Below are 22806 nucleotides of genomic sequence, written 5' to 3'. Positions count from 1 at the left end.
CCCTGTCGCTTTTTGCACCCTAAAGGTCGGGCACGGCTTATCACACAAAATTGTTCCACTTGGAATGTAGCGATTGTCGCAGGGTGTCAAACCCAACGTCGGGTCTTATGACAGTATTGCGCGAAATTCATTCGAAACTTTCGTCGCAGTCGGTCCTCCTCGGGCACAATGAAGCGCCGCTCGATCACCCAGACGAAAACCGGCACCAGCGGCAGGCTCAGCACCGCGTCCCAGCGCAGGATCAGCCCGGCCAGGATCAACGCGTCGCCCAGGTAGATCGGATTGCGGCTGCGCTTGTAGATGCCCGACGTGACCAGCCGTTCAGCCTCAAGATGCGGGATCGGCGTGGTCTTGTGGCGCCGAAGCTCCATCAGCGCCAGTGCCATCAGCACCAACCCACCGCCCACCAGCAACCCGCCCGCGAAATCCGCCCAGGCGCCGCCAAAGCTCAGCCCCGCCGGGTACTGCGCCGCCTGAACCCACGCCAGGGCCGCCGCCCCCGCCAGCCACACAGGCGGTATGTCGATCCATTTCAGCACGCCGGTCTCCTTCTGGGCGGGTCCAAAATTCGTGCAAATTTTGGAATGGAAAATACGCATTTTCCATCCCGATTTCTGCCGCAGAAATCGCGCCCTTGGCAAGCCGTCCGCCCTGCGGCACAGTCATACGCATGACACTGACGGGAAAACACGCACTGGTCACCGGCGGCGGCACCGGCATCGGCCTGGCCATCGCCCGGGCGCTGAAAGACAGCGGCGCCGACGTCACCATCACCGGCCGCCGCCCCGAGGTTCTGGAAAAGGCCGCCAGCGCCCACGGCCTGCACCCGCAGCCGATGGACGTGCGCGACGAGGCCAGCGTGGTCGAAGGCATCGCCGCCTCCGTCGCCGCACGCGGTCCCATCCAGGTCTGCGTACCCAATGCCGGCATTGCCGAGGGCCGCAGCCTGTCCAAGACCGACACCGATTTCTGGCACCGCACCATGGCCACCAACCTCGACGGTGCGTTCTGGACCATCCGCAGCGCGATGGCCTCCATGAAAACCACCGACTGGGGGCGCGTGGTGGCGATCTCCTCCATCGCGGGGCTCAGGGGCCTCAAGGGCGCCGCCGCCTACTCCGCCTCCAAGCACGGGCTGATCGGCCTCATCCGCGCACTTTCCGAGGATTACATGGGCAGCCCCTTCACCTTCAACGCGGTCTGCCCCGGCTATGTCGACACCGACATCATCACCCGCAATGTCGATGCCATCAGCGCCCGCGCCGGGGTCGACGCCGACACCGCCCGTTCCATGATGGTCGACGCCAACCGTCACAAGCGCCTGATCGCCCCCGAGGAGGTCGCCGCCGCCGTCGCGTGGCTCTGCGGTCCGGGGTCCGAAAGCGTCAACGGCCAGACCATCGAAATCGCCGGCGGCCAAGTCTGACAATGCTGCCCCGCGACGCGTTCATGACCTTCTGCGCGGCGCTGCCCGCCACCAGCCACGTGGTGCAATGGGGCAACGCGGATGTCTGGAAGGTCGGCGGCAAGGTCTTTGCCATCGCCGGCTGGAACGAGGGGCGCGACGCCTACACTTTCAAGGCCTCCGACATCGCCTTTGACGTGCTCCGGGACCAGCCCGGCATCCGCCCGGCCCCCTATCTCGCCTCCCGCGGCATGAAATGGCTCCAGGTGCACGCCGACCCGGGCCTCTCCGACGACAGCCTCCGGGACCATCTCAGGGCCTCCTACGACTTGGTCGTGACCGGCCTGACCAAGAAGAAGCGGGCCGAGTTGGGCCTCTGACGCTCGTCTGACGCCCGACGGTCCCGCCCGCAAAAAGACCCAATTTATCTCAAAATCGCCAAAAATCTCCCGCCTTCCGGCCACGGAGCCTCTGTATCCGCGTTGGAAACAACCGGCGCAAGAGCAGCAGATGAATGCGCCCGGGTCACGCGGCACAAGACCGCGGACGGATAAAGGAAGGCAGGAAGACCATGGCCACCTATGAGGTCAAGTTCTACAATTACAACCCGGCCGGCAACATCCCGACCGGCACGGGCAGCACCTTCACCTGGAGCGGTCCCGGCACCGCCACGGGCACCGCCGTCATCACCGACAACGAGACGGGCATCCAGGAATTCACCCTCGACGACGACAACGCGGGTGGCGAATCCGCAACGGCGAATGTCACCGTGGGCGGCAACACCTCGGTCGCATCGGACGTCGACGCCGAACTTGTCTGGACCCTGCGCGACACCGTCACGGGCCAGACCTTCCAGGTCATCCAGTTCGAGGTCGAGGACGGCGCCGCCACCGGCAACTACACCCTGTCCGAGGTGCCGCTAGTGGCCGGCCGCAGCTACCAGGTGCAGGCCTACGACAGCAACCCCAACGCCGCCGCGGGCGACATCGCCTTCAGCGCCCTTGACTACACCGACCAGATCGTCGACGGCACCGATGGCGACGACACCATCGACGGCAGCTATAGCGGCGACCCGCAGGGCGACGTGGCCGATGGCAGCGACGGCACCGGCGCGGGGCTCAATGCCGACCTCATACATGCCGGCGCGGGCAATGACAGCGTCGTGGCGGGGCTCGCCAACGACACCGTCTACGGCGGCTCGGGCGACGACACGATCCTTGGCGGCTCGGGCAACGACATCCTCTACGGCGACAGCGATCCGCGCGAAACCAGCAGCTCGGGCGGCACCAACATCGTGGGCAACACCTTCAGCGTGTTCCGCCTGGGCAGCGACGCGGATGTCGACCCGACAGAGACCAACACCGCCAGCGAGAACGCGGGCAACCTGAGCGGCACCTACGGCAGCAGCGACGACCCGCTCTACCAGCAGCTCCTGTCGGCCCAGACCTTCGACAGCAACAGCGACGGCACGCTGCAATCCGACGACAACGGCCAGACGCCCGAGAGCATCGTCATCGACGGCGTCACCTACCAGATCGATTCCGGCCTCGTCTACAACGCCACCGTCACCTTCACCGACGGCACCTCGGAGCCCTTCACTGCCGTGGTCATCCAGACCACCACGGGCGAAACCTTCATGCTGCCCGAGCTGACGAACAACGCCGACAACGCGATCCTGACCAGCCAGCCGATCCAGTCGATCACGCTCGGCACGCTCAGCAACGACAGCGCCACCATCGGCGCCAACCGGCTCGACGCCGACTACAAGCTCGGCGACGGGGCCCCCGGCGACGACAGCATCGACGGCGGCACCGGCAACGACACGATCTATGCCGAGGGCGGCTCCGACACCGTCACCGGCGGCGACGGCAACGACGTCATCTACGGCGACGACGCGCCGGCCACGGGGCAATGGGACTATCAGGTCTACAACTACGATTTCGGGGCCGCCAACGGTCAGGCCTTCAACATCGAGTCGGGAACGCTTGTCGGCTCGGGGCAGTCGGATGGCTTCAATTCGGCGACGCTCGTGCACGACGCCCGTGGCACGACCGGCGACGCCAATGATTTCGGTGTGATCTACACCTCGCAGTTCCTGGCGTCCCAAAACGGAACCTACACGTTCTCGACAACCTCGGACGACGGCTCGACCATCCGGCTGCTGGATGAAAACGGCAACCCCCTGACCTTCACCAACCAGGGCGGCGGCACGGCCGATTTCATGAACAACGACTTCCACCAGGGCGCGACCACCCGGTCGGGTACCGTTGAGCTGGAAGCCGGGCGCATCTACACCATCGAGGTCCGGCATTGGGAAAACGCCGGAGCCGAAGTCATCTCGGGGCAGGTCACGACGCCCGGCGGCGTCACGTCGGACCTCGCGGACAGCAGCCACGTCATAGGCCCGCCAGTCGCGTCCGGCGGCGATGACAGCCTCAGCGGCGGTGCCGGCAACGACGCCATCTTCGGCGGGGCGGGAAACGACACGCTGGTCGGCGGCACCGGGGCCGACACGCTCCACGGCGGCCTCGGCGATGACGAGATGTACCTGGCCGAGGGCGACCGCGCCTTTGGCGGCGACGGCGACGACCTCTTCGTGCTGGGCGACCTGGGCGAGGCCGGCTCCAGCACCATCACCATCGTCGGCGGCGAAGGCGGCGAGACCAACGGCGACACGCTGCGCCTGACGCCCGATGTCAGCCGCAACGACATCACCTTCACCAACACGGATGACGATGCGGGCGGGCTCTCGGGCAATTTTACCCTGCCCGACGGCACCACGGTAAGCTTCTCGGAAATCGAGAACATCATCTGCTTCACCCCCGGCACCCGCATCCTGACGCCGCAGGGCGAACGCGCCATCGAAACGCTGCGCCCGGGCGATCTGGTCATCACCCGCGACAGCGGCTCCCAGCCGATTCGCTGGATGGGCCATCGCACGGTCGAAGGCCGGGGCAAGTTCGCCCCCATCGCCGTCAATTCGACGGTCATGGACGGCGCGCGCCGCCCGCTCCTGGTCTCGCCGCAGCACCGGCTGATGTTCTCGGGCTACCGCGCCCAGCTTCTCTTTGGCGAAAGCGAGGTTCTCGTGGCCGCCAAGCACCTTGTCGGCCTCGAGCACGACGTGCGCATCGCCGAACGCCGGCTGGTGACCTATTTCCACATGATGCTCGACCGGCACGAAATCGTGTATGCCGAAGGCGCGGCGACCGAGAGCTTTCACGCCGCAGACGTGGGCGTGGGCGCGCTCTCGGACGCCTCGCGCGAGGATATGTTCCGCGTCTTTCCGCACCTGCGCGGCGATCTCACGGCCTATGGCGACACCGCCCGCCTTTGCCTCAAACCCCACGAGGCACGTCTTCTGGTGGAAGGCAGGCAGCGCCTCGCAATGGCCGCGTGAAACTAGGTCGCATTGCAGGCAATTTCCATTTTTTGGCCTCATTTACTGCTGAATCCCGTCACCGGCGGACCCTAGCCTGAGCTTCAAATGACCGGCCCCAAAGGGCTGGCGGTTAACCAGGCAGATCGAGCAGACAGAATGAGAAACAGGGCCCCTCACAGCCCCCACCTGCCGGTATCGGTCATGGCGTCGCACCACATGCGGGGTGTCGAAGTGCCATGACCACCTATGTCGTCACCTCCGCCAACTGGAACGACCCTGCTTTCTGGGCCGCCATCTCCGAAGCCGCGGGCGGCCACGCGCTCGACGTCTCCGGCCTGCCGTCGAATTTCAACATCGACATCGACAAGGCATCGGGCCGGATCATACTCACCGATGGCACCACGACCTTTACCGTGGGCGAAGCGGGCTATGGCGGCGCCTCCGACGCCACCCTCGGCGGCAGCACCCTGCTCGAAAATTTCGAAAGGCTCGATTTCGGGGACGGCGATCAACTTGTCATCGGCGACACCTCGGCGGAAACCATCACCACCGGCAGCGGCAACGACACGATCCACTATGGCGACGGCGCCGATACCGTCCGCGCGGGCGACGGCGACGACCTCATCGACGACGCGCCGGGCCTCGACTCCTCCGCGACCGGCAGCCTCGTTTTCGCCGAAGGCGGCAACGACACCGCCTATGGCACCGCCGGCGACGATATGCTGCACGGCGGCACCGGAGACGACTATCTGGGCGGCGACGGCGGGGCGGACCACATCTTCGGCGGCGACGGGGCCGACACCATCCTCGGCGGCACGGGCAACGACCGCATCTCGGCGGATGACGTCATGCCCACCGGCCCCAACCTGATCGTCAACGGGTCTTTCGAAGACACCACCGGCATGACGACCACGGGCTATGGCTTCCAGAGCACCACCGGCAGCGTGCCGGGATGGACCGATTCCAGCGGCAGCCTTGTCGATTTTCACAATGACGGCCGCGGCGGGCTTTCGGCGACCGAAGGCGCCAACTGGCTCGACATGGAAGGCAACGCAGGCCAGCACCTCGCGATCTCGCAAACCGTCGCGGGCCTTCAACCCGACGGGATCTACCAGCTCAGCTTCGACGCGGGCGATCTGTCCAACGCCGATGACGGCACGGCGCTGGACAACACGCTCCAGGTCTACTGGAACGGCCAGCTGGTCGACACCATCGACCCGCCCGACGGCGGCTGGCAGACCTACACCTACACCCTCACCGGCGGCGCAGGCGACGGCACCGGCACGCTGGAATTCCGCGGCGCGGGCGCCAATGATGCCGGAGGCGTGTCGCTCGACGCGGTGGAACTCCACGCCACCACCGCCGCACCGGGCGGCGCCGATTCCGTCCTCGGCGGCGACGGCGACGACACGCTGCTGACAGGCGCGGGCGAAGATATTGTCGCCGGCGGCACCGGCAACGACCGCATCGACCTGGGCGCGGAGGACGGCGTCACCGACACGCTCGTTTTCTCCGACGGCGACGGCGCCGACACCGTCACCGGCTTCGAGGGACCCACCGACAACGGCGACGGCACCTTCACCGACCGCGATCAGCTTGACCTTTCCGGTGCGACCGACGCCGCCGGCAACCAGCTCAACACCCATGACATCACCGTGGGCGACGACGGATTCGGCAACGCGCTGCTCGGCTTTCCCAACGGCGACAGCCTAACACTTGTCGGTATCGCCCCTGCCGACCTTTCGGACGAGGACGCGCTGGCGGCCATGGGCGTCCCCGCGCCCGACGACATCGTCACCGGCACCTCCGGCGCCGACCTGATCGACGCCGGATACACCGACGACCCCGAGGGCGACGCCATCGACGCCGCCGACAACGCCACCGGCACCAACGACGATTCGGTTCAGGCGGGTGCAGGTGACGACACGATCGTTTCGGGCGCGGGCAACGACAAGATCGACGGCGGCACCGGAGCCGATCAGATCGACGCGGGCCCGGGCGACGACGAAATCCTCGTCGACCAGGGCGACACCGTGCAGGGCGGCGACGGCGACGACACGTTCCGCCTGGCCGATCTCGACACCTCGGGCACCGGCAACGCCGCCATCGACATCACCGGCGGCGAGGGCGATGAAACCAATGGCGACACGCTGATCCTCACCCCGGACGTCAGCCGCAACGACATCACGTTTTCCAATACCGACGACGCGGCAGGCGGCCTCTCGGGCAGCTTCACCATGGCCGACGGCACGCCCGTCACCTTCTCCGAGATCGAGAACATCATCTGTTTCACCCCCGGCACGATGATCCTCACCAGCCACGGCGACCGTCCCATCGAAACCCTGCAACCCGGCGACCTCGTCGTCACCCGCGACCAGGGCCTGCGCCCGATCCGCTGGATCGGCAAGCGCACCGTGCAGGGCCATGGCCGCTTCGCCCCGATCCGCGTCGGCGCGGCCGCGCTCGACCCCACGCGCAAGGGCCTGCTGGTCTCGCCCCAGCACCGCATCCTCTATACCGGCTACCGCGCCGAGCTTCTGTTCGGGGAAAGCGAGGTTCTGGTGCCCGCGACACATCTGGTCGATGGCCGTGAGGTCCTGCGCCAGCCCTGCGACGAGGTCACCTATATTCACCTGATGTTCGACCACCACGAGGTGATCTACGCCGAAGGTTACGCTACCGAGAGCTTTCACGCCGGCGATGTCGGCCTGGGCGCCATCGCAGAGCCCGCCCGCGAAGAGCTGTTCGCGCTTTTCCCCGAACTGCGCACCGCGCCGGGCCACCACCTGGAAACCGCCCGCACCTGCCTCAGGAAACACGAGGCCGCCCTTTTGATCGAAGACGCCGGCGGCGCGTTCTACTAACGTCCCGCGGCCCCGGCCCATGCCGTCACGACCCGGCGCAGTCCGTCCCAGTCGGTGTATTCCGTATCACCATGCGGGTCGACCGTCTCGCCCTTGACCGCCGCGATATAGCGCATCGCCCAGGCACGAAAGAAATCGTATCCTGTGAACCGGAACGCCCCGGCCACCTGTTCCACCTGACCGGGCCTGTATCCGGTCTTGTCGCAAAACGTGGCGACGATCCGCTCCAGCTCTGCCCAGTCCTCGGCATCCTCCCCCGCCGAGGCCAGGGATACGGACAGAAACAGCGACGGATGCGCACTCAGCGCGGCCCCGTGCTGTGTCGCGAATTTCACCATGTCCTTCTGGAAGCGCCCGATATGCACCGACGCAGCCAATATGCTCGCGTCATAGCGCGCCGGGTCAAGGTCACGGGCCCGCCCGCTGACCTGCAACACCTCCACGCTGTGTTCCGCCTCGATCAGCAGGTCGGCGCAAAAGCGGCATATCTTCCGGGTCTGCCCCTCGGTCGTGGCATAGGCAATCAGGATATTCATGGCGTGATCCTCCCGTTGGAAACGGAGCCGATCTTGTCACGGCTGAACGCCGCGCGCCTTGTCCTGCATCAATGTCGCGTGCAGGTCACGCCAGTCGCAGCGCCGGCCCGCGCTCACCCGCCTGCCATTTGCGGGCGGCATCGCCCAGCGCCTCGAACAGGCAGCGGCTGACCGGATCGTTCCCGGCATTCCACTCCGGGTGCCATTGCACCGCCAGCGCAAAGCCCGGCGCGCCGTCGATATAGACCGCCTCGGGCGTGCCGTCATGCGCGTGGCCGTCAACCACGATACCCTTGCCCGGCTTGACGATCCCCTGCCCGTGCAGCGTGTTGGTCATCACCTTTTCCGACCCCATCAGCCGATGGAAAACGCCGCCCTCGGAAAACGTGACCTCGTGGCGCAGCGCGAACTTCTCCTCCAGCGTGCCATCGGGCGGCATCCGGTGATTGTCCCGTCCGGGCAGGTCGCGGATCTCGGGATGCAGCGTGCCGCCCAGCGCCACGTTCACCTCCTGGAAACCGCGGCAGATCCCCAGGATCGGCTGCCCTTGCGCCACGCAGGCCCGCACCAGCGGCAGGGTCAGCGCATCGCGCTCGCGGTCAAAGGCGCCATGCGCCTCGGTGGGCGCCTCGCCATATTCCTCGGGATGGATATTGGGCCGCCCGCCGGTCAGCACGAACCCGTCGCAGATCGCCATCAATTCCTCGACGCTCACCAGCGCGGGATCGCTCGCCACCAGCATCGGAATGCAGTCCGACACCTCCGACACCGCTTCCGAGTTCATCCGCCCCACCGCGTGCACGGGATAGCGGTCGTCGATGGCGTAGCTGTTGCCGATAATGCCGATCACGGGGCGCGTCATGTGTGTCCTTCGTCTGCTGCGGTTGCGACTTTAGGATAATATCACCAACGAATAAGAAAACCTCAACAGGCGCACAAGCGGGACTGCAAATTTGCCGCCCTGTTAGCCATTTCCCAAGCCCCCTCGCCTAGTTTCAGGGCGCAGGCGGAGGCACCGCACCTGTCGGGACGCCACATTGCATCCCGGCGCCCGGGGGCCGGGAGCGTCCGTCTGCACCTGCCTCCCGTTTCCACGTTGCCTCCCCTTTCGCATCGCCCTACCCTCCGCACGAACCTTCCCAGACGGAGAGACACGCGATGAAAGACGCCGCCCCCCAGCCGATCTATCTGGCCGACTATACGCCCCCCGCGCATCTGGTGGATCATGTCTCGCTCACCTTCCGTCTCGACCCGGAAAAGACCCGCGTCATCAGCAAGATCGCCTTTCGCCCCAATCCCGACGGACCCGGCGGCCCCCTGCGCCTCGACGGCGAGTATCTGACCCTGATCGCCGCCCGCATCGACGGCACCGAAGTCACGCCAGAGGTCACACCCCGCGGCCTCACCGTCGACGCCCCCTACGCCCCCTTCACGTTCGAGGCCGAGGTCGAAATCGCACCCGTCCTGAACACCGCGCTCGAAGGTCTCTACATGTCAAACGGCATGTACTGCACCCAGTGCGAGGCCGAGGGCTTTCGCAAGATCACCTATTACCCCGACCGCCCCGACGTGATGGCAACCTTCGACGTCCGCATCGAGGGCAACGAGACGATCAAGCTCTCCAACGGCAACCCCGGCGAGGTGGGCGACGGCTTTGCCGAATGGCACGATCCCTGGCCCAAACCGGCCTATCTCTTCGCACTGGTGGCCGGCGATCTCGTAAACCACGCCGACAGCTTCACCACGAAGTCCGGCAAGGAAGTCGAGCTCAACATCTGGGTCCGCCCCGGCGACGAGCACAAATGCGCCTTCGGCATGGAGGCGCTGAAGAAGTCCATGAAATGGGACGAGGATGTCTATGGCCGCGAATACGACCTCGACATCTTCAACATCGTCGCGGTCGACGATTTCAACATGGGCGCGATGGAAAACAAGGGGCTGAACATCTTCAACTCCTCCGCCGTGCTGGCCAGCCCCGAAACCTCGACCGACATGAATTTCGAACGGATCGAGGCGATCATTGCGCATGAATATTTCCACAACTGGACCGGCAACCGCATCACCTGCCGCGACTGGTTCCAGCTTTGCCTCAAGGAGGGCCTGACGGTCTTCCGCGACGCCCAGTTCACCGCCGACATGCGCTCTGAACCCGTCAAGCGCATCGACGACGTCATCACCCTGCGCGCCCGCCAGTTCCGCGAGGATAACGGCCCGCTCGCGCACCCCGTCCGCCCCGCCAGCTTTGTCGAGATCAACAATTTCTACACCGCCACCGTGTACGAAAAAGGCGCCGAGCTGATCGGAATGCTGAAAACCCTCGTCGGCGACGAGGCCTACTACAAGGCGCTCGACCTCTACTTCACCCGCCACGACGGCGACGCCGCCACGATTGAGGATTGGCTGAAGGTGTTCGAGGACACCACCGGCCGCGACCTCTCCCAGTTCAAACGCTGGTACGAGGATGCCGGCACCCCGCGCGTCTCGGTCACGGACGATTTCACCGACGGCACCTACACCCTCACGTTCGAGCAGCACACACCGCCCACCCCCGGACAGGACGACAAGCCGCCCCGCGTCATCCCCATCGCGGTGGGTCTTCTCTCGCCCAACGGCGACGAGGTACAGCCCACCAAGGTGCTCGAAATGACCGAAGAAAAACAAAGCTTTACCTTCGAGGGCCTGTCGTCGAAACCCGTCCCCTCCATCCTCCGCGGCTTCTCCGCGCCGGTGATCATCGAGCGCGAGACCACCAACGACGAACGCGCCTTCCTGCTCGCCCACGACACCGACCCCTTCAACAAGTGGGAGGCAGGCCGCGACCTGGCCCGCAACGCCCTTGTCGCCATGATCCGCGACGGCGCCGCCCCCGACGAGGCCTATATCGACGCAGTCCACACCGTGGCCCGCGACGACAGCCTCGACCCGGCCTTCCGTGCCCTCGCCCTCGGCCTGCCCAGCCAGGACGACCTCGCCCAGACGCTGTTCGACACCGGCACCACGCCCGACCCGAAGGCCATCTGGGACGCCATCGAAACGCTGCGCCACGCCCGCGCCGAGCGGATGCAGGACACCGCCACGCGGCTCTATGCCCAGTTCCAGGTGTCCGAGCCCTACCGGCCCGACGCCGCACAATCCGGCGCCCGGTCGCTCGCCAACGCGGCCCTCAGCCTGATCAACCGGCTCGACGGCGGCGCGCAGGCGCAGAAACAGTTCGACAGCGCCGACAACATGACCCAGCAGCTTGCCGCCTTCTCCTGCCTGCTTCAGGCCGGAAAGGGCGCGGCGGCCACGCAGACCTTCTATGACCAGTGGCAGCACGACCGCCTCGTGATCGACAAGTGGTTCATGATGCAGGTCGTCCACGCCGCCCCCGAAGACGCCCCAGCCACAGCGGCCCGTCTCACCGAACATCCTGATTTCACGATGAAAAACCCCAACCGCTTCCGCGCCACCCTGGGTGCACTGACGATGAACGCGGCAGGCTTTCACCACGCCTCCGGCGCGGGCTACGATCTTCTGGCGGACTGGCTGATCCGGCTCGACCCGCTCAACCCGCAAACCACCGCGCGGATGTGCTCGGCCTTCGAGACCTGGCGGCGCTACGACGACACCCGCCAGGGCCTCATCACCGCCCAGCTCGACCGCATCCTCGCCACACCCGATCTCAGCCCCGACACCACCGAAATGGTGACCCGCATCCGGGGCAGCTGACCGGCGCGAGGCGCTCGACGAGATCCGCCGCGCCGTCGGCATCAAGTGACCGGGGGGCTACTCGCCGACGGGAATCGGCTGCGGCTCGGGCGCCACGTCCGCCGCCGCCGGCACCTCCTGCGCCTCGGGCGTCTCCGCCGCCGGCGCGCGTCCCACGACCTCGGGCAGGTCCTGCACCGCGGGTTCGATCCCGATCGCCTCGGGCTCGGGCGCGGGCAGCGTCCGCACCACCACCAGGTCGTCGGGCCGCAGCCGCGGACGCACGGTGCTCATCGGCTTGCAATAGGTCTGCCGCCGCGTCCACGCCATCATGTCGCGCCGCTTGCTGCCGCTGTGCAGCGGCCCCCAATCGGCCGCCACGCCGCGCATCCCGCGCGACACCACGCCGTCCCGTGTGACCGTCTTGGCCATGATCCGGATCGCGCAGCTCAGGTTCGTCGGCCCGTGCTTCAGGTCCCCCCCGCTCCGGCCGCGACACCCGTAAAGCCTTGCCGTTGAGGGCAAAATCTGCGTCAGCCCGTACCACCGCCCGCCGCCGCCCACGGCGCGGGACCGGTAGGTGCTCTCGTGCTTGACCAGCGCCGACAGGAATCCCACCCAGAAGGCCCGCCGCTGCGCCGGGCTGGCATCGGGATAGGCCGGGCACCACTCCTCGATGTCGCGCGGCACCATGTCGGTCAGGGGCTTGCCGTGATCCTTCAGCGCCGCCAGCGCCGCGCGGGTCCACAGGCGCGATCCGCCCACATGCTCCCACCGCGTGCGCGGCACATTGCCGTCGCGCGCGGGCGGCGACACCCGTGTCACCACTCCGTCCCTCAGCACCACGCCGTCCTCCTCGGCCGCGGCAAGTGACTGAAAGCACAGGCATATCACAAGGGCAGCGAACCTGAGCATCGGCGCAGTCTGCCCGGAACCCCGCGCCAAGGCAAGAATATTGAGACCATGGGCAATTTCCCTCTTGTCTCCGCGTCCGTGCCGCTTTTTGGCCGGATTGCCCTGTCATAAAGATTCCGACATTACGAGCAGGCCGAAGGTATGGCACGACAGCCCCGACATGACGGCGCGCAAAGTGACGCGCCCCTCCCCCCGTCCACCAAGCCGCCCCGCGGCCTGCGCAAGTGGTTCGCCGCGCGCAGCGCGCCCGCCCGCCCGGGCCCGGCGCCGCGCCGCTCGACCGAGGATATCGATTCGCTGGCCAAGCGCATCATCGTGCCCTCGCTGCCCGTCTCGGACGAGGAAATGGCCCGCGCCACCCACCAGGACCGCGGCCAGAAACTCGCCCGGCAGGAAGCGTGGCAGGCCCTGTCGGACAAGATCCAGTACGCCGATCACACGCGTCTGGCCACGCCGGGCGGCGAAACCGCCTCGCTGCTGCTGGCCCAGGGCGCGCGCGGCGATATCGTCGCCGCCGCCGAGGATGCGCTGCATGACGGCCAGCCCCCGGCGCCCGAGGCCATCGAGGCGCTGGAGGAGGTGCTCGACGAGATGCCGGGCGACTACCCCACGGCCCTCGTCGTGGCGCTGGCGCATATCGACATCGCCTGGGCCTGGCGCAACATCGCCGCCCGCGACGATCCCGCCACCGCGGCCCGCGCCATTGCCGGCCATATCGCCAGCGCCGACGCCATCCTGGAGCCCTATGACGGCCCCCTCATCGACGCCCCGTCGATTACCGCCGCCCGCTGCGCCCTGATCGCCGCCTGCGACAAGCGCGGCCGCCGCGTGGCCGAGGAATACGAGGCCCTGATCGCGCTCGATCCCGACGGCCACCGCCATATCCGCGCGCTTGGCCGCCACATCCTGCCGCCCTATGCCGGTGGCGTGAAGGCGCTCGAGGTCGCCGCCCGCCGCGTCGCCGCCCGCACCGAGGACACCTGGGGCGCCGGGGCCTACACCTGGGCCTATCTCGACGCCCTGGCGCTCGACCCGCGCGCGCTCGACCTGCTCGAGCCCGGCTTCTTCGTCGAGGGGCTGCGCGACATCCTCGCCCGCAAGGACGACCAGCACGTGATCAACCTTCTGGCCGCCTTCTGCGCCATCGCCATGGCGCCCGGCGCGGGCGACCGGGTGCTGTCGCCCCATGCCGACCGCACAAGGGCCGAGATCCACGACTGCGTCGACTGGATTCTCGAACATTACCTGCAGGAACTGCATCCGCTGATCTGGTCCCAGACCCTGCTGATGCCGGGCCACGCGCCGCTTTTGCCATCGCGCCGCGCGCTCATCGCAAAGGGCCGCCAGACCGCCCTGCGCATCATAGCCGCCCGCTTTGCCGGCCATATAGCCGACGGCTCCTCGCTCGCCTTCTCGCGCCAGGGCATGTACCGCCTGCCCGCGCTTTGACAGCTGGCAGACGGCGTCGCAGAGCGTTGCCTTGCCATTGGCGATAACGCTGACTCTATACCGCGCGGAATCAAGGCCGCAGGCCGCCGCGCGATCGCCAGACCGCCCCCCGGGCTGGCGATTGGATGCCGTTTGCGCTTCGATTTGAGGTCTTGCGGACAGGGCAGGCATAAAACTCGTTGAATTTCCGTCGGGTCGCCATCCCGCGGTCTGGCGATCGCGCGGCTCCAAGCAGAAAGCCGCAGTCGTCAGACACTCCGATCGTCCCCATCCCCTTCTCCCACAACCACATGATCCTCGGGGATATTCGGCTGCGGATAATCCGCCTTCGTCCCGCGCCGCACAAAGACCGAGGCATGCACGCGCGCGCCCTGAGGAATATGCCGGTACTCGCAGAGCGGCAGATAGAACCCCAGGAACGTCCTGCGCCGGCTCAGGCTGTAGCGCGTTTTGAAGAACGGCAGGAATTCGACCACCTTCCAGCCCCACGTCATCGACTCGTTGGGCCGCGCCAGAGGATCGGGCGCCACATACCGCCCGTCCGGGTCTTCGCCCAGAACCAGCCGCCGCACCGTGGGCTCCTTGAACTTCACCCCTAGCGGGCGCAATTCGTCGATCATCCAGGCCAGCGGAAATTTCGCCAGCTGGCTGCGCTTTTCGGGATAGCCGCCGCCCACGTCGCCATGCACGCCCGAGAACCACACCTCGTCCACGTCCTGCGGCGCGATCTTGCTCTCGTCTTGGGGACGGAACGCGCCGCCCCAGTATTCACCGCCACCGGGCCAGGGCGTCGGCAGGTACATCGTGCGCCGCTCGTCGATCGCCAGCGCATGCCGCACCGACCGCACGGACGGGTTCTCGGACACATGCGCGTGGTTGCGAATGCGCGGCAGCCGCGCGCTCCACTCGATCACCGATCCCACCGTGTCAAAGAGGCCCAGCGCCCGGATCGCGGGCCGCCGAGGCCGCAGCATCCGCTCGAACAGGCGCACCTCGGCAAAGGGGTTCCGCTCCGGCTCGCGCGCATCGGTCACGTCCAGCCCCGTCGCCTGCCCGATATTCTTGTAGGCCCGGTAGGCATAGTTCAGCAGGTTCAGGTTTCGCGCGTCGATCAGCCCCAGCGCATGGATGAACCCCGCCAGGACCCGCGCGGTATAGGCCCCCCGGCTGAACCCGATGATGTAGATGCGATCCGGCTCTTCGTCGGCCACGTTCTCACGCCTGCCGTCATCGTAATGCTCCACCAGGAAACGGTACGCCTCCTTCACGTTGGCATCCAGCCCCCAGCCCGTAATCAGCCCCCAGATCTCCACCGCCCTGCGCCAGAACGACAGCCAAGCGTTCTCGGCCCCGAAGGTCCCCACCCCGGGATCGTAGAACACAAGCTGGTCCTCGTCCTTCTTCAGACAGCCATAGAGACGCAGGATATTGGTCCGGTTGCGGGCAATCTCGTTCGACGTCCCGTCGCACAGCAGGATGATGTTCTTGGGCATGGCAAAGGCCTTTCTCGAAATGACGTATCGCCGGCAAACCCGGCACAACCATAAAGCAATGCCACCATCCTACCCCTCAACCCCTCCGGTTGCCAAGCGCGCCGCCCGCGGCCGTCCCCTCACTGCGGCCCACGCAGCCGCCCGGCGGCCCGGGCGCGAACCTCCGATGGCGTCGTCCCGGTCCAGCGTCGGAAGGCGCGGCTGAAATGCGCCGCGTCGCTGTAGCCCAGCCGCTGCGCGATATCGGTCAGCGGCACGCCCCCCGCGCGCACCATCTCCAGGGCGCGATCCCGCAACATCCCGTCCAGCACGTCGCGGAACGACACCCCCTCACGGTCCAGGACGCGCTGCAGCGACCGGCGGCTCAAGCCCAGCTTGCCCGCCGCCCAGTCGATGCGCGGCTGTCCCTCCAGCAACGCGATCGCCGCCAGCGCCGCCACCTCCCCGGCCGGCCCCCGCGCCAGCGGCAGCTCCGGCCCCCCGCCGCCCTCGGCCCTACCGACCTGCGGACCGGGTGCTGCCAGCAGCGACAGGTCGAACTCCACCGACGAGACCCGCGCGCCATGCCGCACCGGCGCGCCGAAGACCCGTTCCAGCGCCGCCGCCTGCACCGGTCCGGCGCAGGTCGCGTGCACCATCGTCGGCCGCCAGCCCGGCCCGGCATAAAAGCGCACCGCGTCGATCAGATAGCTCACGCCCAGCAACTCGTTCTGGAACTTCCCGTCCCCGCCCGGATCGAGAAACCCGATCGACCAGCAGGCCCGATCCCCGCGCACCCGTAATGTCAGGTCGGTCGCCGTCTGCAAGTATCGGTTGAGGCACCGGTTCGCCCGGTCGATCGACCCCGCCAGGGTCGGCGCTTCGCCGATCCACCGGCCGAAGTCGCTCAGCTTCGCGGCTTTCACCTCGCGCCCCAGCGTCGCGCCGAAAAACGCATCGCCGGTTTCACGCCCCGCGGCACTCAGCACCCTGAACTGTTCCTGCAGGGGCAGCGCCATCTCGGGATTGTCCAGCAGCGCCAGCGGCAGGTCGACGCTGCGAAAGACCCGTTCGATCGAACCGCCCCGCCCCTCGACGACCTCGGCGATCGGCCCCAGCGCACTTGCCCGTGTATAGCCCCGCATCCGCCGCGCCTCCCCGCGCCGCCGCCGGGGCCACCGCGCGCCCGGCGTCCGCAGCAAACAGCCCCTGGCACCAATTGGCAAGCGTCGCCGCACCGCGCCATGCTATCCTGCCGGCATTTCCACCGGAGGACAGAATGACCGAAACCAACCTCAGCCGGCCGCCGGCCCCACCGTCGCCCGCCGTCGGCCTTCTCGACCAGTCCAACGTCACCTGGAACGCGCTCGAAGGGATCGAGCACGTCTGGTACCATATCCTCAAGGTCGACCCCGACGCCCGCATCGTCGACCTGCTGCTCAAGTTCTCGGCCAACCAGCGCATTCTGCTGCACCGGCACCACGCCGATTACAGCACCCTCATCCTGCAGGGAGAGCTGCGCCTCTACGACGCCTCCGGCACCCTGACCGAGATCCGCCCCACCCTCAGCTTCGTCGAGAAACCGGCCGGCGGCCCGCCGCACAGCGAGGGCGGCGGCGACATCGACTGCATCGCGTGGTTCAGCAATCGCGGCACCGACGGCATGATCTACGAAATCCTCGGCCCCGACCTCGAAACCGTCGCGACCCTCGGCCTGCCCGATTTCCACGCCCTCTGGCTGGCCCAGGTGCCGCCCGTGCAGCCCTCGCATCCCGGCTAGCTCCGCCGGCGGCTCCGATCCCGTCCCGCACCGGGCCTCGGTGCAGACGCCCTTGCCCGCGCGCCCGCTCTGGCCTAGAACCGCGCTGATACCTTGAACGGAGCGCGCAACCCATGCTGGACCTGACCTATGAGACCCCGAAACCCAAGGTGATCGCCGGGGCGAAACAGGACTGGGAACTCGTCATCGGGATGGAGGTCCACGCGCAGGTGGCCTCGAACGCCAAGCTCTTCTCCGGCGCGTCCACCCGCTTCGGCGCCGAGCCCAATTCCAACGTCGCCTTCGTCGACGCCGCCATGCCCGGCATGCTGCCCGTGATCAATGAATACTGCGTCGAACAGGCGGTGCGCACGGGGCTGGGGCTGAAGGCGCAGATCAACCTCAAATCCGCATTCGACCGCAAGAACTACTTCTACCCCGACCTGCCGCAGGGCTACCAGATCAGCCAGCTCTACGAACCGCTGGTGGGCGAAGGCGAAATCCTCGTGGACATGGAGCCGGGTATCGCGCGGCTGGTGCGGATCGAGCGCATCCACATGGAACAGGACGCGGGCAAGTCGATCCACGACATGGACCCCGCCATGTCCTTCGTCGACCTCAACCGCACCGGCGTCTGCCTGATGGAAATCGTCAGCCGCCCGGATATCCGCGGCCCCGAAGAGGCCGCCGCCTATGTGGGCAAGCTGCGCCAGATCCTGCGCTACTTGGGCACCTGCGACGGCAACATGCAGAACGGCAACCTGCGGGCGGACGTCAACGTCTCCATCTGCCAGCCCGGCGCGTACGAGAAATACCGCGAGACCGGCGATTTCTCGCATCTCGGCACCCGCTGCGAGATCAAGAACATGAACTCCATGCGCTTCATCCAGATGGCCATCGACTTCGAGGCCCGCCGCCAGATCGCCATCGTCGAGGGCGGCGGCACGGTGGATCAGGAAACCCGCCTCTACGACCCGGACAAGAACGAAACCCGCTCCATGCGCTCCAAGGAAGAAGCGCATGACTACCGCTACTTCCCCGACCCGGACCTCTTGCCGCTGGAGATCGAGCAGGGCTGGGTGGACGACATCAAAGCCTCCCTGCCCGAGCTGCCGGACGAGAAAAAAGCCCGCTTCGTCAAGGATTTCGGCCTGTCGGAATATGACGCCAACGTCCTGACCGCCGAGCACGAAAACGCCGCCTTCTTCGAAGAGGCCGCCGCGGGCCGCGACGGCAAGCTGACCGCCAACTGGGTCATCAACGAACTTTTCGGACGTCTCAAGAAGGACGACCACGCCATCACCGACAGCCCCGTGTCGCCCGCGCAGCTGGGCGGCATCGTCGACCTCATCGCCTCCGACGCCATCTCCGGCAAGATCGCCAAGGACCTTTTCGAGATCGTCTATACCGAAGGCGGCGACCCCGCGCAGATCGTCGAAGAGCGCGGCATGAAACAGGTAACGGATACAGGCGCCATCGAGACGGCCGTGGACCAGATCATTGCCGACAACCCCGCCCAGGTGGAAAAGGCCAAGGTCAATCCCAAGCTCGCCGGCTGGTTCGTCGGCCAGGTGATGAAGGCCACCGGCGGCAAGGCCAACCCCAAGGCCGTCAACGAGATCGTCGCCCAAAAACTCGGGCTGTAAGCGGCCAGAATTTTCGTACGAAAATTCTCAAGCCCAGAAAATTCGCACGAATTTTCTGGGCTACCCGCTCATCACTGCGCGTTGAACTGCTGCGGCTGCTGGCCCGGCTGCATCTGTCCCGCCGGCACGGTCTGGAACCCCGCCGCCTTCCAGGCCTCGATCCCGCCACGATACCACAGCACGTTGGTATAGCCGAGGTTGATCGCCCTGAGCGACGCGTTGTAGGACATCCAGCATTCCACCGACAAGCAGTAGAACACCAGCGGCGTGTCCTTCTTGCCCTGCGTCAGCTGGTTCAGGAACTGGTCCATCTGCTGTTGCGTCTGGTCCTGGAAACTGCCCGGCTGCGAGGCGCCAACCGCGGGGATCGCCCCCGGCAGCGTCTCGTTGCCCCCCAGCACGTCGAACAGCGCATAGGGCATCTGCCGCTGCACCATCTCCGTCAGCCCCTTGGTGGTGACCAGCTGACCGCCGGGGATGGAATTGGGCGTGGGCCCGTGCATCGCCCCGCTGTGCAGCTGGTTCGTCGCCGGCACGCCCATGTCGCGCCGCTCCTGCTCGGCCAGCGCGTCCAACTGCGGGTTGCCGTTCGGCTGGGTGGTCGGAGTGTTGGTGGGCTGCGTTGTCGGTTGCGTGGGCGGCAGGCTGGGCGGCTGGTCGGGTGGCGGGGTCTGCGTCGCCTGCCACAGGCCCTGCAGCGCGGGCACGTTGCCCGCCTGCGTCCAGTCGGCCATGCCATTGGCCCAGACCAGCGTGGTTTGCTGCAACGCGCCGCTCTGCACCTTGGCCGCCAGCTGGTCCATCGAATAGGGTCCCCCCTGCTGGCCGTTTTCCACCATGTAGAACGGTTCCGACTGCGCCGCCGCCGCCAGCGGCAGCACCGCCAGCATCAGCCCGGTCGCAATCCTCATTGCCAGTCGTCTCATGAACATTTTCCTCTCACATAAAAATCCAAGCACATCTAGATCTTGCGCCGCGACACCGTGCCTTGCGCGTCGCGGATGGTATTGTCGTCGATCACCTCGAACTCCGCCGGCGGCACCTCGGTCCGCTCGACCCGGTCGGTCCCGGCCGGATCGTCGCTCGGCAGGGTCATGACCAGCGGCGCGGCAAAGACGATCTCGAAGCGGTCCGGCGCCTTGCGCGTCACGGTATAGCCGCCCTCCGACGCAAGCGTCATGACCCGCGCCGCGCCAGCCGCGTCGGTCAGGCTGACCTGCCCGGTGAAACTGTAGGTGCCATCGGCGCGAAAGACGGTCTGGCCGGTGGCCACGCCCCGGCCCAGACCCGGCAGTTCGGTCGTAACCGGCTCCGACGTCCAGGTGCCCTGCACGAACCGGTCGAACTCGCGCTCCTTCGGGATCGGCGGCAGGGAGGGGTCGAAAAGCGCGCCCACCTCCGGCACCTCCGCCGCCGGCTGCCACGCCGCCATGCCCGTCGTCCAGACCGGCGTGTCGCGCCTGAGGCGTCCCATCAACATCCGGGTGCGCAGTTCGTCGATGAAATACGGCCCCGCCTCCCGGCCCGCATGCGCCATGTAATATTCCGTCCGCTCCGCTTGCGCGCGGGCCGCCTCCGGCCCGGCCAGACCGGCAAGGCCCGTAAACAGGAAAGCGATCAACAGGCGCAAGACGGTCCCCCCGCGGTTTCGCGCGGCCCCGGCACCGCGCTGCATCGGACCGACTATCGCGCCTTGGCGCAGCCGCGTCCTCACCCAATTGGGTGAAGCCGCCAGACCGCCTTTTCGGGTTTACTGTCCGTCAACCACCAGCGGCCCGCCGCACAGACCTATCAGGGGGAGGCCTCCGTGCCACGTTCTCGTCTTCGCTACCTTACCGGCGTGCTTGCCTGCGCCCTCGTTCTTGCCCTGCCGCTGCCCGGCCACGCGCAATCGCCGCTCGATCCGCATCTGGGTCCGCTCTCACGTTTGGTCGAGACCGGGCAGGACGGCCCCTGGACCGTCGGCACCGAGGGCGGCTGGGCCACATTCCGCAACACCAGCAATCCCGGCGACGTGCGCTATTACTGGACCGAATTGACCGACATGGCCGACACCGATTTCTCGGTCGCCGTGACGCTCTTTGCCCAGTCGGACGAGCCCGCGCCGATGCATGCCGGCATGATCTTCAATTACGAGGCCGCCGACAGCTACTTCGCCGTCAGCATCGCCAGCGACGGAACCCCATACGTGATCGTGCGCAACGCCGACGGCTTCAATCCGCAGCCGCTCGACACCACTTCCGCGCGGCTCGACGGCAGTGATATCCTCAGGCTCGCGGTCGAAGGCACCAATGTCCACGCGACGCTGAACGGCGACACGCTGATCAACGCCAGCTTCGGCGGCCCCGTGTCGCGCCGCACCGGGATCATCACCTATGGCACCGGCGTCGCGGGCTTTACCGGCCTCACGGTCGAGCCGATCCGGACCGCCAGCCCCCTGCCGACACCGGGCGGCGACAACACCCTGCCCACGCCCGGCGGTGACGACGATGGCCCGCCGACCCCGCCTGCAAATGACGGCGGCGACGGCCCTCCGCCCATTCCCAATACCGGCGGCGACGGCCCTCCGCCCATTCCCAACACCGGCGGTGACGGACCTCCACCCATCCCCAATACCGGCGGCGACGGCCCTCCACCCATTCCCAATACCGGCGGCGACGGCCCTCCACCCATTCCCAACACCGGCGGTGACGGCCCTCCACCCCTCCCCAATACCGGCGGCGACGGCCCGCCACCCATTCCCAATACCGGCGGCGACGGCCCTCCACCCATTCCCAACACCGGCGGTGACGGACCTCCGCCCATCCCCAACACCGGCGGCGATGGCCCTCCGCCCATCCCCGGCCAGCAGGAGGGCGGACAGCAGACACCGGGCACGTCCCCGATTGCCGGCCTCACCGCGGACCAGGCCCAGCGCCGCATGGGCGTTGCCCTCGGCATCTTCCTGCACGAAATGGCGCACGCCGTGATCGGCGAAACCGACCTGCCGGCCACCGGCCCCGAGGAAGATACGGCCGACAGTTTCTCGGCCTTCGCGATGGCCAGTGTGATGGAAGGCGCCACACCCCAGACCGCCGAGTACATCACCGGCATCATCAGCAGTTCGACGCTGTTGTGGTACTACGCCGCCAAGGCGCTCGAGCAGCACCAGGTCACCCATGACTGGCAGGACGAGCACGCGCCCGACATCAAGCGCTTCCGCAACTCCTTCTGCATCATCTACGGCTCCGAGCCGCAGGTCTTCGACCCGCTCGCGAACAAGGTCGACTTCACCGACCGCTCCCGCCAGCGCTGCGCCCAGGAATACCAGACCAAGTTCGAAGCCTGGGAAGAATTGCTGACCCTGCGCGGCCGCAACCTCGGCCCCGACCTGCCCGGCCGCTTCCCCGCCAACCAACCCGGCGGCAAGATCAACCTCGTTTTCCAGCCGACGCAGACGGAATACGGGCGCACCACCGAGGAGTTGATGAAATTCAACGATCTGATCCCGACGCTCTTGCGGGTCTTCGAGCAATACTTCGTCTGGCCCCGCGACCTGACCGTCACCTTCCGCGAATGCGAGGAAATCAACGCCTGGTACAACCCGAACGACAGCTCGGTGACGATGTGCTACTCGGCGATCGAATTCTACGAAACCTTCCTGGCAAGGGGTCTCGTCTCGGGCAACTGAACGGAATGCGGTGCCACT

General features: G+C 67.0%; 17 protein-coding genes. 9 read left to right on the top strand and 8 right to left on the bottom strand.

Annotated elements, in window-relative coordinates:
- Window positions 1-86 precede the first annotated feature (86 nt).
- On the bottom strand, window positions 87-536 hold the full coding sequence (locus ACQY4V_RS03635) for a methyltransferase family protein (RefSeq protein WP_428517149.1): 450 nt from the start codon (window positions 534-536) through the stop codon (window positions 87-89).
- A gap of 134 nt (window positions 537-670) precedes the next feature.
- Between ACQY4V_RS03635 and ACQY4V_RS03630 the strand changes: the two genes are divergently transcribed.
- The 4 genes from ACQY4V_RS03630 (at window position 671) to ACQY4V_RS03615 (ending at window position 7651) form a co-directional block, all read left to right on the top strand.
- Complete coding sequence (locus ACQY4V_RS03630) at window positions 671-1426, top strand: SDR family NAD(P)-dependent oxidoreductase (protein ID WP_428515552.1); 756 nt, start codon at window positions 671-673, stop codon at window positions 1424-1426.
- A 5-nt stretch (window positions 1427-1431) separates the two neighbouring features.
- A complete protein-coding gene (locus ACQY4V_RS03625) occupies window positions 1432-1785 on the top strand; it encodes an MmcQ/YjbR family DNA-binding protein (protein ID WP_428517147.1) in 354 nt (117 codons plus the stop codon).
- Window positions 1786-1976: 191 nt separating this feature from the next.
- Window positions 1977-4805, top strand: coding sequence for a Hint domain-containing protein (locus tag ACQY4V_RS03620; protein WP_428515551.1), 2829 nt, complete (start codon window positions 1977-1979; stop codon window positions 4803-4805).
- 218 nt (window positions 4806-5023) lie between these two features.
- Entirely contained in the window at window positions 5024-7651 is a 2628-nt protein-coding gene (locus ACQY4V_RS03615; protein ID WP_428515550.1) for a Hint domain-containing protein, read from the top strand.
- Here ACQY4V_RS03615 and ACQY4V_RS03610 read toward each other — a convergent pair.
- Together ACQY4V_RS03610 and ACQY4V_RS03605 are read right to left on the bottom strand one after the other, a co-directional pair.
- On the bottom strand, window positions 7648-8187 hold the full coding sequence (locus ACQY4V_RS03610; RefSeq protein WP_428515549.1) for a flavodoxin domain-containing protein: 540 nt from the start codon (window positions 8185-8187) through the stop codon (window positions 7648-7650). The two genes, ACQY4V_RS03615 and ACQY4V_RS03610, sit on opposite strands and share 4 nt — an antisense overlap.
- A gap of 85 nt (window positions 8188-8272) precedes the next feature.
- On the bottom strand, window positions 8273-9049 hold the full coding sequence (locus tag ACQY4V_RS03605; RefSeq protein ID WP_428515548.1) for a gamma-glutamyl-gamma-aminobutyrate hydrolase family protein: 777 nt from the start codon (window positions 9047-9049) through the stop codon (window positions 8273-8275).
- A 296-nt stretch (window positions 9050-9345) separates the two neighbouring features.
- On the opposite strand from ACQY4V_RS03605, the gene pepN reads away from it, so the two are divergent.
- On the top strand, window positions 9346-11898 hold the full coding sequence (pepN, locus tag ACQY4V_RS03600; RefSeq protein WP_428515547.1) for an aminopeptidase N: 2553 nt from the start codon (window positions 9346-9348) through the stop codon (window positions 11896-11898).
- Window positions 11899-11955: 57 nt separating this feature from the next.
- Here the strand turns inward: pepN and ACQY4V_RS03595 are convergent, their stop codons facing one another.
- Window positions 11956-12792 (bottom strand): transglycosylase SLT domain-containing protein, encoded by an 837-nt coding sequence (locus tag ACQY4V_RS03595; protein ID WP_428515546.1) that lies wholly within the window; start codon window positions 12790-12792, stop codon window positions 11956-11958.
- 141 nt (window positions 12793-12933) lie between these two features.
- On the opposite strand from ACQY4V_RS03595, the gene ACQY4V_RS03590 reads away from it, so the two are divergent.
- A complete protein-coding gene (locus ACQY4V_RS03590) occupies window positions 12934-14241 on the top strand; it encodes a hypothetical protein (RefSeq protein ID WP_428515545.1) in 1308 nt (435 codons plus the stop codon).
- Between the two features lie 248 nt (window positions 14242-14489).
- Here ACQY4V_RS03590 and ACQY4V_RS03585 read toward each other — a convergent pair whose 3' ends face one another.
- Both ACQY4V_RS03585 and ACQY4V_RS03580 read right to left on the bottom strand, forming a co-directional pair.
- Window positions 14490-15734, bottom strand: a complete 1245-nt coding sequence (locus ACQY4V_RS03585; protein WP_428515544.1) for a DUF2235 domain-containing protein — start codon at window positions 15732-15734, stop codon at window positions 14490-14492.
- A gap of 119 nt (window positions 15735-15853) precedes the next feature.
- Window positions 15854-16858, bottom strand: a complete 1005-nt coding sequence (locus ACQY4V_RS03580; RefSeq protein WP_428515543.1) for an AraC family transcriptional regulator ligand-binding domain-containing protein — start codon at window positions 16856-16858, stop codon at window positions 15854-15856.
- A gap of 134 nt (window positions 16859-16992) precedes the next feature.
- Here ACQY4V_RS03580 and ACQY4V_RS03575 point away from each other — a divergent pair, with 134 nt between their 5' ends.
- Both ACQY4V_RS03575 and gatB read left to right on the top strand, forming a co-directional pair.
- Window positions 16993-17493 carry a hypothetical protein gene (locus tag ACQY4V_RS03575; protein ID WP_428515542.1) on the top strand — a complete coding sequence of 167 codons (501 nt, stop codon included), beginning with the start codon at window positions 16993-16995 and terminating at the stop codon, window positions 17491-17493.
- Window positions 17494-17606: 113 nt separating this feature from the next.
- Window positions 17607-19118, top strand: coding sequence for an Asp-tRNA(Asn)/Glu-tRNA(Gln) amidotransferase subunit GatB (gene gatB / locus ACQY4V_RS03570; protein ID WP_428515541.1), 1512 nt, complete (start codon window positions 17607-17609; stop codon window positions 19116-19118).
- 71 nt (window positions 19119-19189) lie between these two features.
- Here gatB and ACQY4V_RS03565 read toward each other — a convergent pair whose 3' ends face one another.
- On the bottom strand, window positions 19190-20044 hold the full coding sequence (locus ACQY4V_RS03565) for a GYF domain-containing protein (RefSeq protein ID WP_428515540.1): 855 nt from the start codon (window positions 20042-20044) through the stop codon (window positions 19190-19192).
- Between the two features lie 35 nt (window positions 20045-20079).
- Window positions 20080-20748, bottom strand: coding sequence for a DUF4339 domain-containing protein (locus ACQY4V_RS03560; RefSeq protein WP_428515539.1), 669 nt, complete (start codon window positions 20746-20748; stop codon window positions 20080-20082).
- A gap of 177 nt (window positions 20749-20925) precedes the next feature.
- Between ACQY4V_RS03560 and ACQY4V_RS03555 the strand changes: the two genes are divergently transcribed.
- The gene (locus ACQY4V_RS03555; RefSeq protein WP_428515538.1) at window positions 20926-22788 is read left to right on the top strand and encodes a DUF4344 domain-containing metallopeptidase; all 1863 of its coding nucleotides are present in this window, start codon (window positions 20926-20928) and stop codon (window positions 22786-22788) included.
- Window positions 22789-22806 lie beyond the last annotated feature (18 nt).

The organism is Roseovarius sp., from assembly GCF_965277045.1.
Classification (GTDB): domain Bacteria; phylum Pseudomonadota; class Alphaproteobacteria; order Rhodobacterales; family Rhodobacteraceae; genus Roseovarius.
The sequence above is the reverse complement of the archived record's forward strand: the minus strand, read 5'-3'. Positions and strand labels throughout refer to the sequence as shown.